The sequence below is a fragment of the Amycolatopsis sp. BJA-103 genome (assembly GCF_002849735.1).
Taxonomy (GTDB): domain Bacteria; phylum Actinomycetota; class Actinomycetes; order Mycobacteriales; family Pseudonocardiaceae; genus Amycolatopsis.
This window is the reverse complement of record NZ_CP017780.1, coordinates 2,512,711-2,526,403: the sequence shown is the minus strand read 5'-3', so window position 1 is coordinate 2,526,403 and position 13,693 is coordinate 2,512,711. Positions and strand designations below refer to the sequence as shown.

The window sequence follows — 13,693 nt, the reverse complement described above, 5'->3', positions numbered from 1 at the left end:
ACACGCAGGGAACCGACTGGTGCTCGCTGGCCGGTCCGGAACCACGCCGCGAAGGCCGCCTCTCAGCCTTGAAGCCAGCGAAGGGGACCTTCATCGCAGAGGCTCGGTCACGCCACATTTGGCTTACCCCTCAATAGAACACGAATCGCGCCACTCACGGCCACCTGTACCGACGCCCTCCCGCGGCGCCTCACCCCTCGACGACCAGCTCCCCCATCCGCGGATTCGCCGGGAGCCGAAGCGCCGCAACAACCCCGCCCACCGCGACCAGACTGATGAATCCGAACACGACACCGAACGCCACCGTGGGCCACGCCCCGAGACCCGCCAGAACCGCGCCGGTCACCGCGACCCCCGCGACCGCGCCCACCTGCCTCACCGTGTTGAACAGACCCGACGCACCGCCCGCCGCGCCCGGTGCCACGGACGCCATCGCGATGGCGGACAGCGGCGACCAAGCCATCGCGTTGGCGGCGCCCAAAAGCGCCGCACCGACCGTGATCCACCAGGGGTTCAGCTCCAGGACGACCACAACGCCTATCAGCACCAGGCTCGCCAGAAGCAGGCTCATGCCGAGGATGGCCGGGCGACGTCCTCCCACCCGGTCGACCCAGCGGCCGGCCGGTGGCGACAACAGGATCGCGACGACGGCGTCCGGTGCCAGGACCATCGCCGCTTCGATCGGTCCGAAACCGCGCGCCTCTTGGATGTAGAGCATGGTGGGCAACGCCATCGCGAGGACCGTCGCGCCGAGGGACGCCATCGCGAGGCTCGCCGACAGGTATCCGGATGAGCGGTAGAGCCACAGTGGCGCGAGCGCGTCGGCTCCTTCGCTGCGTTCCCGGAAATAGAAACCGATGAGCAGGGCAACGGCGAGGACGGTCATGGGCAGCGAAAGGGAGTTCCAGGACAGCAGTGCCCACACGAGAAGGCTCAGACCTGCTGTGCTCAGCACGGCACCGACGAGGTCGAAACGCGCGACGCCGCCGCGGCTACCCGGAATCAGGCGAATCCCCATGACGACGGCGATGGCGCAGAGGGGCACGTTGACCCAGAAGATCCAGCGCCAATCGAGGCTCGCCGTCAGCAATCCGCCCAGAATGGGGCCGAGCAAGGTGGCGGCGGCCGCGACAGAGCCCCAGATGCCGAAGGCGCGGCCGCGCTCGTCTTCGGCGAAGAGCCGCCGGATCAGCGTGAGCGGCTGCGGGGACATCGCGGCCGCGGCCAGGCCTTGCAGGATCCTGAAGGCGATGAGCCATCCGATCGAGGTCGCGAGCCCGCACAGCGCGGAGGCGGCGGCGAAGCCCGCCATGCCGAACAGATAGACGCGCTTCGGATCGAAGAGGTCACCGAGTCGCCCGGCGACCAGCAACGGAACCGAAAACGCGAGCAAGTATCCCGCTGTCACCCAGAACAGCGCGGCGACGTCCCCGCCCAGATCGGCCTGGATGCTCGGACTCGCCACCGCGACGATCGTCGTGTCCAGCAGGAGCACGAAGAACCCTGCGAGCAGGGCGACGAGGCCACCCCATTTGGACGAAGTCACCACCGCTCCCCCAGTACGTGCATACCAATCACGATAGAGCCACAGACCCCGTCCGTCGTAACAAGGCCAGTCCGCCCCACGAGTTGTAAGCCGACGGTTTCGGCGAGCTGCGAGGGAGACGATCTTGAACCGGGCGGGTTCTGTGTGGTTCTGGTCTTTGCTCGGCGCCTTCATCGCCGCCGCCCTCGGCACCGCGATCAATTTCGCGACCGATCTCAAGACCAGTTTCCTGGCCTGGGGTTTCGTCGTCGCGTTCACCCTCGCGACCGGGATCGTCAGCGCCATCTCCCAGGTCATGACCCGCCGTGATGGCAGTGGCTCGAAAGCCTCGACCACGACGAACGTCTACAACGTCCAGCATTCACAGGTCAACGTCTGGCTGGTGTTCCTGATCCTGGGCGTCTCGGGTTCCCTGCTGGCGGCCATTTTCGTGGGTGTCCACTTCGCGGGTTCCATCCAGACCGCCGGAACCCCGCTTCCCGCCGCGACCGAACCGCGCCCGGCGCCCCCGCCCTCGTCGACGACCACCACGCTTCCCGTCCCCACCACGACTTCCACCGCGCCCCGGCCCGTCGTGAACGAGGACATCACCGAGTTCGTCACCGGCTACTACCGCTTGATGCCGGACACCCGGGCGGGCTGGCCGCTCATCGGACCGAACCTCCAGCGCCGCGGCCTGACCGATTACGAAGCCCATTGGGGCAGGATCAGCGCTGTGGACGTCCACAGCGCGTCGGCCACTTCCGCGACGACCGTCCGGGTCCGCGTCACACTGCACTACCGCGACGGCCGCGCCTCTCTCGAAACCCACGAACTGACGGTCGTTCCCTGCGACGGCCACCTCTGCATCGACGCAGACACCCTTGTCCGTGGGAAGTAGCGATCGCGGTTAGGGTCCTGCCCATGACCGCTCTCCCGCGCGGCGGCCGCCCCGCCGAGGCCTTGGTCGCCGTAGAGGCGAGCATCGAGGATCGCTGGCGGCTGTTCCTCGATGAATACGGCGTCGCCGCCGGGACGAAAGAGGAAACCGACCTCGCCGAAATGGTCGTCGCCGACACCTCCGCGTTCGAATGGCGGGTGGTCGACGCCGCTCTCATCCGGCTGTCGTGCGCCGAATGCGGCGGCGAGCTCGGCGCGGGTCCCACGAACTGCGGAAACTGCGCCCAGGCCGACGGTTTCCGGTTCGCGGCCATCGAAATCGACAGGCCCGCGACACCGCCCGGTACCGAGCACGGGCTTCGCGTCGCCACCGCCGTCGCCCGCTCCCGGCATCGCTACGGAGTCCGTGCCCGCTGTGGTTTCGAACTCGGCCTTCCGGGGCTCCTCGAGGGTGAACTGCCCGGCACGCCTCAAGCGCAGGCGTGCCGGGCGGCGATCAACAAGCTCACCGAAGAGGAGTGCGAACGCGTGACGTCCTTCGAAGAGGTCGTCAGGCTCAGTAGTCGTCGCGTCCGGTGAACTGCTGCTCCAGCAGCTCCGCCGAGCCCGCGACGAGTTCGAGCGGGTCGGTGAACTCGTTGATGTCGAGGTTCACCAGCGGCAGGGAATGGCGCAGCACCAGGTGTTCGCCCATGATCACCAGTCCTCCGACGACGATCGTGTTGCCGATCTCGGTCAGCACGGTCGCCAGGTCGACCTCGTCGAGCCGCGCGAACGGCGTCGCGATCTGCACCCAGTCCTCGCGACGGTCGAAGATCTCCCGCGCGATGACGACCGTTTGAGCGCGCTCTTCGTACTCGTCGTCGCCGTAGGACAACCGGATGCGGATTTCGTCCGGTTCGTCCTTTACCACCCGGTATTCGTGCCTTACGAACGCGACCAGATCGGCCCATTCCGCCATGAATTCAGTCTCCCTCGCAGTCGAAGATCAAGACTAGCGACAACGGGAGTGACGGAACCGGCTTCAGCCCGACATCACCCGGACAGCTGCGGTCCGTGCGTGTTCCAGTGCCGAAAACGTAGCCCCGTGGAGTGAAGCGAGCGTGCCGAGCGTCCCGTATTCGAGACGGGTGGGGCTCGGCGGGAGCGCGGCCCGCACCAGTTCCAGGAGTGCAGGATGACCACCGACCGGGCCGCCGAGCACCACGAGTTCCGGATCGACGACGGCGGTGATCGACATGATCGCCCGCGCGACGGCACGTCCGATCGTCTCGGTGTCGCCCTCGTCCAGCATCCGCAAGGCCGCCGCGACATCGTTCGATCGCGCGCCCGCACCACCGATTCCGGCGGCGAGCTCGGCGGAGAGCGTGCCCGGACCGGCGCCGGGCAGATACCCGATCTCCCCCGCCAGTCCGTGTGCGCCGCGGACCAGCCTGTCGCCGATGTACAACCCGACACCGAGACCCGCGCCCACGTAGACATAGGCGAAACTCGACACCCCGGCGGCGCCACCGGCGCGTTGTTCGGCGAGCGCGGCGAGGTTGACGTCGTTGTCCACCAAGACCGGCGCCGTCACGATGCCGTCGAGGATGTCCGCGGGGCTCAGGAGACCTTCGGGAAACGGCGAAGCCGGGACGGCGATGACGTCGTGCGTCTCGGGGTCGACCGGGTTGGCCATCGAGACGGCGACCGCGCGCAGAACCCCTTCCCTCGCTTCGGACACCGCGTCGGACGCGACCGAACGCAGGGCGGCGGCCACCGCTTCGACATCGCCCACGACACCGGCCGGACGTTCGTGTTCGCGCAGCACCGCGCCCGCGAGGTCGGCCGACCACGCCCGCACCCCGGCCTTGCCGACCTCGATGGCGAGCACCCAGCCCGCCGACGGTCCCAGTTCGTAGAAGGTGCCGACCCGTCCGCGGCGCCCGGTCTCCTGCGCCCCGGCCGCTTCCAGCAGACCGCTTTCGGTCAGCCTGCGCACGGCTTCGGAGACCGTCGGCTTCGACAACCCCGTCGTCGCGGCGAGCTCGGCCCTCGTGACCCTGCCCCGGGTCACGACCTCCTCCAGCAGACGGCGGTCGGTGGCCTCACGCAGGACGGCTTGCGGCAACGGCACCCTTGCGCTCCCCTCTTTCGCCGGTCTACCTTGACAGGACGGTTCTAGTTAGGTGACCTTACCAAATCACTGGAGGTCCAGCGATGACCCTGACCACCGAACTCCCCGCGGACATCCCCGCTGCCATCCGCGAGACCAAGGTCCGGCTCCGCGCCCGCATCGGAGACGTCGCGGACGCGTTCGCCAGGGCCGAGGAACTGATGCGCGCCGAAGTCGCCGAGATCGTCGCCCTCCGCGAAAGCGGCGAGGAGATCTGGCCGATCATCCGGTTCGAGGACGTCGCCGCCGGCACCGTGCCGGAAGACCTGGTCGCCGCCGTTCGCCGGCGCGGCTGCGCGGTCATCAAGAACACCTTCCCCCGCGAGCGGGCCGAGGCGTGGGACCGCGAACTGGCGGACTACCTGGAGCGCAACGACTTCGAGAAGGCGTATCGCCGTTTCGACGACGGCGTGTTCGGCGGTCTCGCCGCGGGCAAGCCCGCGATCTTCCCGATCTACTGGTCACGGCCGCAGAGGGAGGCGCGCGCAGACGCCAACATGGTCGCGGTACGCGGCTTCCTCAACGGCTTCTGGAAGCACGAATCCGAGGGCCGGGTGTGGTTCGACCCCACTCGCGACACCGCCTATCCCGATCGCGTCCGCCGTCGTGCTCCCGGCACGAGCTCCGACGGCCTGTCACCGCACACCGATTCCGGCTCGGTCGAACGCTGGCTGCTTCCCGCCTACCAGAAGGTGTTCCGCCATGTCTTCGACGGCGACGTCGAGGCGTACGACCCGTGGGACGGCGCCTACCGGACCGAGGTCCACGAGTTCGCCTCCACCGTGATGTGCTCCGCGTTCCGCACCTTCCAGGGCTGGACGGCGTTGTCCGACATGCGGCCCACCGAGGGTGTCCTGCACGTCGTCCCGATCCCGTCCGCGATGGTCTACCTGCTGCTGCGAGCCTTGCAGGACGACGTCGCCGACGACGACCTCTGCGGCTCGGCGAACGGGGAAGCCCTGCCGGTGAACGAACGCTGGCACGCACCGTTGCTGCCCGCGCTCACGCCGATCCCGGAGGTCGGGCCCGGCGACACCGTCTGGTGGCACGGGGACGTGATCCACTCCGTCGCCGGGGTTGAGGACCAGCAGGGCTGGGGCAACGTCATGTACATCCCCGCGAGTCCGTACTGCGAGAAGAACGCCGCGTACGCCGCGCGATGCGAAGAAGCGTTCCGCACCGGTGCGAGCCCTGGCGATTTCGCGCCCGAGAACTACGAAACCGGCTGGGCCTGAAACCTCGTGAGTGGTAGGGACGGTTAGAACCGCCCTTACCACTCACGAGGCCGAAGATCAGCCGCCGGTCGGCACCCCCGCCCGCGCTTCCTGCGACGTCAGGGGCCGCAGCGACAACGTGTACTCGTAGGTGCGGTCCTGCCGGACCTGGCTGCGTTCCCGCACCGGGTTGGGCGTGTCCCCGACGCCGGTCACGGCGTGGCTCGCGTGCAGCGTGAACCAGCCCTTGTTGCGCTGCAGCTGGAACGGGTACGCGGCCCGGTCGAGGTCGTCGAACGGTGTCACGCTGACGTCGTTCGCACCCCCGACCAGCAGGCCACCGGTCCGGCCGTCGGTGAGCAGCGCCCACCGGCTGTCGGTGTGGTTGCCGTGGTCCTGCGGCCGGTGGTACTCGACGTACTGCTGGTCCACGGTGCTCGACTGCACGCCGATCGGGGTCCCGTCCTTGCGATCGACATAACTCTCGGCCTTCCGCCCGTACCAGGCGAACCGGTCGTACCGATCCGGTACGGCGAGTGAGACCCCGATCCGGGGCAGGTACGGCAAAGTGCGCACACTCCCCTGCGGCACCACCTTGTTGCCGAGGCTCAGCGTCCCGGTCCGGTCGACCGTGTAGGTCATCGTCTGGTCGAACCAGGCCCCGGTGACGTCCGGCGCCGCGACCCGGCTGTCCACGACCACCCGTGCGCTTCGTGTCCCGTCCTTCTCGACCCGGACACCCGTGACAGCGGTCTTCAACCGGTCGAGCCCGGCCTTGCGCCAGTCCTCACCCTCGGCCCGGCCCCACGCGAAGGTCTCGTTGCTGATGGGCGCCCGCCACGCGTCGAGCTTCGGTCCCCCGGTCAGCAGTTCCTTGCCCTGGTGCCGGATCGACGTCAGCGCGCCGGTGGCTTTGTCCACTTTGTACGTGACGCCCGCGGCCGACGTGGTGACCGAAGCCGCGTCCTCCGCGACGTCGACGGACTTCCCGTCGAGCGGAGTCCGGTCCAGGCCCGGGACCCGCTTGCCGCCCAGGGAGAACTGATCGTGCGCCAGGACGTGTCCCCGCGCGAGCATCGGTTCGCCCTTCGTCGTCACCGCCTCGACGGTGAGGAACCGCTCACGATCGCCCGGATTCGCCGGAATCGGCAAGGAGATCTTCCCGGTCGAGGCGGCTCCGACCCGCAACGGCTGTTCGCCGCGCGCGACGATCCGAGAGCCCTCCTGGACCCGCCAGCGCAGGTTCAGCTCGTCGGTGCCCTTGAACTGCCGCTCGTTGGTCACCGAGAGAACACCGCCGGAGTAGGCGAACCGGAGCGGCTGATGCGCCCACGCCATCTGCGCGGTCTCCGGCTGCACCGAACGATCCGAGCCGATCAGACCGTCCACACCGGACAGACTCGACCCGTACGAGAGGTGGCTCCCCCGGTCGGCGACACTGTCGAAGTCCAGCGCCAGCAACGCCCCGTCCGCGGGGGTATCGCCGGACAACTCCGCGACGGAAAGCGGCTTGTCGTAGATCCGGACGTCGTCGACGGCGCCGCGACCCATCCAGCCGATACTCGACGGGTCGTTCCACGACGTCTCGAAGTCGCGGCCGACGTTGACCTCGGCCGACGACGAGTCGATCGCGCCGGTGAACGGTTTGCTCCCGATCTCCTTGCCGTCGAGGTACAGCCGCAGGGCTGTGCCGTCGTAGGTACCGCTCACGCGGTGCCAGTTGCCGTAGAAGTCGGCAGGCACCTTGGCCTGGACCGCCTGCCACGTTCCACTGTGGACGAAGAACTCCAGGGTGTCCTGCGTCTTCATCTTGAGCGCGTACTGGTGGTCGCCCTTGCCGAGGATGCGGAAGTCACCGGTCCACTTCCCCGGCTTGACCCACGCGTCGAGGGTGAGCGCCTTTCCGGTGATGTCGAGTCTCCGGTCGCGGTACACCTCGACGAAATCGTCCAATCCGGACAGTCCCAGCGCCTTGCCGCGATGGCCCTCGACCAGATCCGGTTTCCCGGTCACGTGCGCCGAGATGTCGTTGCCCGAAGAATCCGGGGTGGTCCGGATCCGCTGCCGGATGTTCTGCTCGGCCCAGTCCCAGATGAAGCCGCCCTGCGTCTGGGGATTCGCGCGGATGGTGTCCCAGAACTCCCGGAAGTTTCCCAGGCTGTTGCCCATCGCGTGGGCGTACTCGCCGAAGATCAGCGGTTTGGTGGTGTTCTTCGCCTGTTCGGCGAACTTCTCCGGAGACGGATACCTCGGCCCCCAGACGTCGGCGAAGGGCGCGTCGCCGTCGGGGCTGTTGGACTGGTGGTAGATCGGCCGGGTCGGCTCGTTCGCGTCGAGCCATTCCGCCAGCGCGAAGTGGTGCGCGCCGAGGCCTGCCTCGTTGCCGGTGTCCCACAGGAAGACGCTCGGGTGGTTCTTGTCCCGTTCGACCATGCCGATCATGCGGTCGAAGAACGCGTCCCGCCAAGCCGGGTCGTTCGCCTGGCAGTAGCTCGCGCAGTTCTCGTGGTTGTGGGTCTCGATGTCGATCTCGTCGTCGATCCAGAGCCCGTGCCGGTCGGCCAGTTCGTAGAAGTAGGGGTCCGACGGATAGTGGGAGGTCCGGACGGCGTTGACATTGAGCTGCTTCATCAGCGCGACGTCACGTTCCTGCGCCTTCCGCGGCACATGTCTCCCGTGGTCCGGGTCGGTCTCCGCACGGTTGACGCCCTTGAACAACACTCGCTTCCCGTTGACCAGCAGTTGCTTGTCGCGGATCTCGATCTCGCGGAACCCGACCGTCTCGCTGGTGATGTGCGTGACGCGGCCGTCGGGCGCGGTCAGGGTGAGGACGGCCGTGTACAAGTTCGGCGTCTCGTCCGTCCACTTCGCGGGGTTGCGGACGGGCAGGCTCAGCGCGGTCTCGCCACCCGCGTCGATCTCTCCGCTCGTCGTCCCGACCTCCTTGCCCGCCGCGTCACGCAGGCTCAGCCCGACGCGGTGCCTGCCCGTCGTCCCACCGGGTTTGGCGGCGACCTCGACCGCGGCCTCGAGGGTGGCGTCGGTGTAGGTCGCGTCGAGGTCGGTCGTCAGCCCGACGTCCTGGATGAACGTTCCCGGCGCCGAATGCAGGGTCACCGAACGGAAGATGCCGGAGTACCGCCACTGGTCGACGTCTTCGAGGTAGGCGCCCGCGCTCCAGCGGTGCACCTGCACGGCGATCCGGTTCGGCCCGGGCCGCAGCGCGGACGAGATGTCGAACTCCGCCGGCGTGTACCCACCCTGGTCGTAGCCGATGTACGTGCCGTTGACCCAGACGAAGTACGCCGACGTCACGCCGTCGAAACGTAGGAATGTCCTGTTCTTTGTCCAGTCCGCGGGCAGCGGGAAGTCCCGGACGTAGGCGCCCGTCGGATTCACGTCACGCGGGACGCGCGGCGGATCGTCGGGCTGGATCTCGGTGGCGATGTTGCGGAAGATCGGGTGGTCCAGACCGTCTGTCTGCCACGTGTGCGGCACGGAAACCTCGCGCCAGCGTGAAGCGTCGTAGCCGTCCTCGTGGAAACCGGCCGGGACCTGGGACGGGTTGTCCGCCATCGCGATCCGCCACTTGCCGTCGAGCGACAGCGTGTAGGGACTGCGCTCGTCCCGGCGGGCGGCGGCGGAAACGTCCGCGTACGGCTTCAGGAAGGCGTGCGGTGACTCCTGCCCTTCCGCCACCTTTCGTGGATCGTCGAGATAGGACTGGACGTCGGCGGGTGGGCCGCCAGCCGCGGCCGGGGATCCAGCGGCGACGAGGGTCCCGGCGAGCAACGCCAGGACCAGGATCATGGGGCGTGTTCGCAGCACTGCGTTCAACCTCCCAGAGAGTTCAGCTGAGCCGGAAGCTGACCCGTTGACCATCCCGCACCCCGGCACCGGGACGGAAGACCAAGATCCTTCCAAGGTCGTGGGCCAAACAGGTGGCAGGTTTCCCCCGGCAGGCGGAACGACACCGCCCACTCACGACCGTCAGGAAGCGGCCCTCGCCCGCCGTTTGGTCCAGATGTCGTAGGCGACGGCGGCGAGCAGCACGAACCCCTTGACCAGGTTCACGCTCTCGGTCGGCGCGCCGATGAGGGACATGCCGTTGTTGATGACGCCCATGATCAGGCCGCCGGTGATCGCACCGACCACCTTGCCGACCCCGCCCTGGACGGCGGCGCCGCCGATGAAGGCCGCCGCGATCGCGTCGAGTTCGAACATGTTGCCCGCCGTCGGCCCGGCCTGGTTGAGCCGTCCGGCGACGATGACACCGGCGATCGCGGACAGCACGCCCATGTTGACGAAGATCCAGAACGTGACCGCCTTGACCTTCACCCCGGACAGCGTCGCGGCCTGCAGGTTCCCGCCGATGGCGTAGATGTGGCGGCCGAACACGGCCCGCGTGGTCACCAGTGAATACCCGATCACCAGCACCGACAGCAGGATCAGCACCCACGGCAGGTTCTTGTACCGCGCCAGCTGGACCACCACGAACAGCACGACGGCGGCCGCCGCGGCGATCTTCAGCAGGAACATCGGCAGCGGGTCGACCTCCTGCAGGTAGTTCAGGCGGGCTGTGCGCTTGCGCCACTGCGAGAGGATCGCGCAGCCGATCGCGAGGACACCGACCAGCAGGCTGACCAGGTCCGCGCCGCCGAGCGGGCCGAGACCGATGTTGCCGAGATAGCCGCCGGTGAAGCCGTTGGCCAGCGTCCGCACCGCGTCCGGGAACGGGCCGATCCCCTGGTTTCCCAGCACGGTCAAGGTCAGCGCGCGGAAGATCAGCATCCCTGCCAGCGTCACGATGAACGCGGGGATGCCGAAATAGGCGACCCAATAGCCCTGCCACGCGCCGATCACCGCGCCGACGACCAGCGTGACGAGCAACGCAAGCGGCCACGCCATGCCGACGTTCACCATCAGCACGGCCGAGATCGCGCCGGTCAGCGCCACCACCGAACCGGCGGACAGATCGATGTGGCCGGCGATGATGATCAGGATCATGCCGATCGCGAGGATCAGCACGTACGAGTTCTGCACGATCAGGTTCGAGATGTTCTGCGGTTCCAGCAGCGCGCCGCCGGTCAGGATCGAGAACAGCACGACGATCAGCGCGAACGCGACGTAGATCCCGCTTTGGCGCGGGTTGAACGAGATCCGCCGCGGCGCTCGCGGCGGAGTGGCTCCCTTCCGGTCCGGGACACCGGTGATCGTGTCTGCGGAGGCGGTGCTCATGACTTACTCCTGTTCCCTGGTCATCGCGCGCATGAGGACCTCCTGCGTCGCCTCGGCCCGGCCGACCTCGCCGGTGATCCGGCCCGCCGACAACGCGTAGATCCGGTCGCACAGGCCGATCAGCTCCGGCAGCTCGGACGAGATGACCAGCACGGCCTTCCCCTCGTCGGCGAGCCGGTTGATGATCGTGTAGATCTCGTATTTCGCGCCGACGTCGATGCCACGCGTCGGCTCGTCGAGGATCAGGACGTCCGGATCGGTCAGGATCCACTTGGACAGGACGACCTTCTGCTGGTTGCCGCCGGACAGCGTGCCCGTCACGCTCTTCACGTCCGGCGCCTTGATGTTCATGCTCTTGCGGAATTCCTCGGCGACGCGGTGTTCTTCGTTCTCGTCCACCCAGCCCCGCCGGGCGAGTTTGCCGAGCGCCGCGCCGGAGACGTTGCGCTGGATGTCCTCGATGAGGTTGAGCCCGTACCGTTTGCGGTCTTCGGTGGCGTAGGCGAGGCCGTGCCCGACGGCCTCGCCGACCGTCCGGGCCTCGATCTCCTTGCCGTCCTTGACCAGACGTCCGGAGATGTCCTTGCCGTACGAGCGGCCGAACACGCTCATCGCGAGTTCGGTCCGCCCGGCGCCCATCAGTCCCGCCAGCCCGACGATCTCGCCGCGCCGCAGCGTCAGGCTCGCGCGGTCGACGACCACCCGGCCGTGTTGCGTGGGACTGTGCACGGTCCAGTCCTCGATCCGCAGCACCTCGTCACCGATCCGCGGTTCCCTTGGCGGGAAACGGTTCTCGAGCTTCCGCCCGACCATCCCGGCGATGATCCGGTCTTCGGTGACCGTCGCCGCGTCCAGCGTCTCGATCGTCCTGCCGTCACGCAGGATGGTGATCGAGTCGGCGATCGCGGCGATCTCGTTGAGCTTGTGCGAGATCAGGACACAGGTGACGCCGTCGTCACGGAGACCTCGCAGCAGTTCGAGCAGATGCGCCGAATCGTCGTCGTTGAGCGCGGCGGTCGGCTCGTCGAGGATCAGCAGCTTGACCTCTTTGGACAGTGCCTTGGCGATCTCGACCAGCTGCTGCTTGCCGACGCCGATGTCGAGCACCGGCGTCACCGGGTTCTCCCGCAGGCCGACGCGCCGCATCAGTTCGCCCGCCCGCTGGTTGGTCCGGTTCCAGTCGATCAGGCCGCCACGCGCCTTCTCGTTGCCGAGGAAGATGTTCTCCGCGATGGACAACTGCTGGCAGAGGGCGAGCTCCTGATGGATGATCACGATGCCGCGGCGTTCGCTGTCGCGGATCGCGGAGAACGCGCACGGCTCGCCGTCGAAGACGATCTCGCCGTCGTACGAGCCGTGCGCGTAGACGCCCGAGAGCACCTTCATCAGCGTGGACTTGCCCGCGCCGTTCTCGCCGCAGATCGCGTGAATCTCGCCCCGGCGCACCGAAAGGTTCACGTCTTGCAGTGCCTTGACCCCGGGGAAGGATTTGGTGATCCCCCGCATCCGAAGGATTTCGTCGGTCACGTCGGCTACCTCAGCTGTTCCGCGGTGTAATAACCGGAGTCGACGAGTTCCTTCTGGTAGTTCCCCTTGTTCAGGATCACCGACTCCAGCAGGAACGCCGGGACGACCTTCTTCCCGTTGTCGTAGTCCTTGCTGTTGTTGACCTCGGCCTTGCCGCCCTTGAGCACCGCATCGGCCATCTCGACCGTGGTCTCGGCGAGCTTGCGGGTGTCCTTGAAGATGGTCGAGTACTGCTCGCCGGCGATGATGGACTTCACCGACGCGACCTCGGCGTCCTGGCCGGTCACGACCGGATACGGCTGCCCCGGGGTGCCGTAGCCATTGCTCTTGAGCGCTGACAGGATCCCGATGGAAAGCCCGTCGTAGGGCGAGAGCACGCCTTGGACCTTGTCGCCCGAACTGTAGGTCTTGGTCAGCAGGTCTTCCATGCGTCGCTGCGCCGTCGCCGCCTGCCAGCGCAGGATCGCCGCGACGTTGAACGCGGTCTGGCCGCTCTTGACGACCAGTGTCCCGTTGTCCAGGTACGGCTTCAGCACCGACATGGCGCCGTTGAAGAAGAACGTCGCGTTGTTGTCGTCGGGCGAACCGGCGAACAGTTCGACGTTCAGCGGCCCCTTGGCCTCACCCGGCGAACCGTCCTCCTTGAGCACCTCGAGACCGGTGAGCAGCGACGTCGCCTGCTGCACGCCGACCTTGAAGTTGTCGAAGGTCGCGTAGTAGTCGACGTTGGGAGTGTTGCGGATCAGCCGGTCGTAGGCGATGACCGGGATCTTCTTGTCCGCGGCCTCCTGCAGCTGCGTGGTGATCGCGGTGCCGTCGATCGAAGCGATCACGAGCAGCTTCGCGCCCTTGGTGATCTGGTTCTCGATCTGGTTGACCTGGGTGGGGATGTCGTCCTCGGCGTACTGCAGGTCGACCTGGTAGCCCAGTTTCTCCAGCGCCGCCTTGATGTTGTCGCCGTCGTGGATCCAGCGCTCCGACGATTTGGTCGGCATGGTGACACCGACGAGACCACCCGCGGCGCCGCCCGCCGCTTGCTGTTGTCCGCCGGTCTTCTCACTCGAACCGCAGGCCGCCAAAGCCAGTCCGGCGGTGATGGCCACGGCGGCCAGTTTCGTGAACTTCATTGTTCCT

The 13,693-nt window shown here is 67.6% G+C and carries 10 protein-coding genes; 3 read left to right on the top strand and 7 right to left on the bottom strand.

Annotated features, from left to right (window positions below):
- Positions 1 to 190: 190 nt before the first annotated feature.
- Positions 191 to 1,546: an MFS transporter gene (locus tag BKN51_RS10530; protein ID WP_101613162.1), complete on the bottom strand. Its 1,356-nt coding sequence runs from the start codon at positions 1,544 to 1,546 to the stop codon at positions 191 to 193.
- Positions 1,547 to 1,670: 124 nt separating this feature from the next.
- Here BKN51_RS10530 and BKN51_RS10525 point away from each other — a divergent pair, with 124 nt between their 5' ends.
- Together BKN51_RS10525 and BKN51_RS10520 are read left to right on the top strand one after the other, a co-directional pair.
- A complete protein-coding gene (locus tag BKN51_RS10525) occupies positions 1,671 to 2,426 on the top strand; it encodes a serine/threonine protein kinase (RefSeq protein ID WP_101607461.1) in 756 nt (251 codons plus the stop codon).
- Positions 2,427 to 2,449: 23 nt separating this feature from the next.
- Positions 2,450 to 3,004 (top strand): hypothetical protein, encoded by a 555-nt coding sequence (locus BKN51_RS10520; RefSeq protein WP_101607460.1) that lies wholly within the window; start codon positions 2,450 to 2,452, stop codon positions 3,002 to 3,004.
- On the opposite strand, the gene BKN51_RS10515 is transcribed toward BKN51_RS10520, so the two are convergent.
- Both BKN51_RS10515 and BKN51_RS10510 read right to left on the bottom strand, forming a co-directional pair.
- Positions 2,982 to 3,386: a hypothetical protein gene (locus BKN51_RS10515; protein WP_101607459.1), complete on the bottom strand. Its 405-nt coding sequence runs from the start codon at positions 3,384 to 3,386 to the stop codon at positions 2,982 to 2,984. The genes BKN51_RS10520 and BKN51_RS10515 overlap by 23 nt on opposite strands.
- Positions 3,387 to 3,449: 63 nt before the next feature.
- Positions 3,450 to 4,541: an ROK family transcriptional regulator gene (locus BKN51_RS10510; RefSeq protein ID WP_101607458.1), complete on the bottom strand. Its 1,092-nt coding sequence runs from the start codon at positions 4,539 to 4,541 to the stop codon at positions 3,450 to 3,452.
- Between the two features lie 83 nt (positions 4,542 to 4,624).
- Between BKN51_RS10510 and BKN51_RS10505 the strand changes: the two genes are divergently transcribed.
- Positions 4,625 to 5,815 carry a YbiU family protein gene (locus tag BKN51_RS10505; RefSeq protein WP_101607457.1) on the top strand — a complete coding sequence of 397 codons (1,191 nt, stop codon included), beginning with the start codon at positions 4,625 to 4,627 and terminating at the stop codon, positions 5,813 to 5,815.
- Between the two features lie 57 nt (positions 5,816 to 5,872).
- Here BKN51_RS10505 and BKN51_RS10500 read toward each other — a convergent pair whose 3' ends face one another.
- From BKN51_RS10500 to chvE, 4 genes are all read right to left on the bottom strand, one after another.
- A complete protein-coding gene (locus BKN51_RS10500; RefSeq protein ID WP_101607456.1) occupies positions 5,873 to 9,622 on the bottom strand; it encodes a glycoside hydrolase family 2 TIM barrel-domain containing protein in 3,750 nt (1,249 codons plus the stop codon).
- Between the two features lie 162 nt (positions 9,623 to 9,784).
- The gene (gene mmsB, locus BKN51_RS10495) at positions 9,785 to 11,032 is read right to left on the bottom strand and encodes a multiple monosaccharide ABC transporter permease (protein ID WP_101607455.1); all 1,248 of its coding nucleotides are present in this window, start codon (positions 11,030 to 11,032) and stop codon (positions 9,785 to 9,787) included.
- A gap of 3 nt (positions 11,033 to 11,035) precedes the next feature.
- Positions 11,036 to 12,559, bottom strand: a complete 1,524-nt coding sequence (mmsA, locus tag BKN51_RS10490; RefSeq protein ID WP_174720408.1) for a multiple monosaccharide ABC transporter ATP-binding protein — start codon at positions 12,557 to 12,559, stop codon at positions 11,036 to 11,038.
- Between the two features lie 5 nt (positions 12,560 to 12,564).
- Positions 12,565 to 13,686, bottom strand: coding sequence for a multiple monosaccharide ABC transporter substrate-binding protein (gene chvE / locus BKN51_RS10485; protein ID WP_101607454.1), 1,122 nt, complete (start codon positions 13,684 to 13,686; stop codon positions 12,565 to 12,567).
- Positions 13,687 to 13,693: the final 7 nt, after the last annotated feature.

What these genes read in the sequence shown, in the direction of transcription:
- mmsB (WP_101607455.1), bottom strand. Translation starts at nt 11,032, where the DNA reads ATGAGCACCGCCTCCGCAGACACGATCACCGGTGTCCCGGACCGGAAG.
- BKN51_RS10505 (WP_101607457.1), top strand. Translation starts at nt 4,625, where the DNA reads ATGACCCTGACCACCGAACTCCCCGCGGACATCCCCGCTGCCATCCGC.
- BKN51_RS10520 (WP_101607460.1), top strand. Translation starts at nt 2,450, where the DNA reads ATGACCGCTCTCCCGCGCGGCGGCCGCCCCGCCGAGGCCTTGGTCGCC.
- chvE (WP_101607454.1), bottom strand. Translation starts at nt 13,686, where the DNA reads ATGAAGTTCACGAAACTGGCCGCCGTGGCCATCACCGCCGGACTGGCT.
- BKN51_RS10515 (WP_101607459.1), bottom strand. Translation starts at nt 3,386, where the DNA reads ATGGCGGAATGGGCCGATCTGGTCGCGTTCGTAAGGCACGAATACCGG.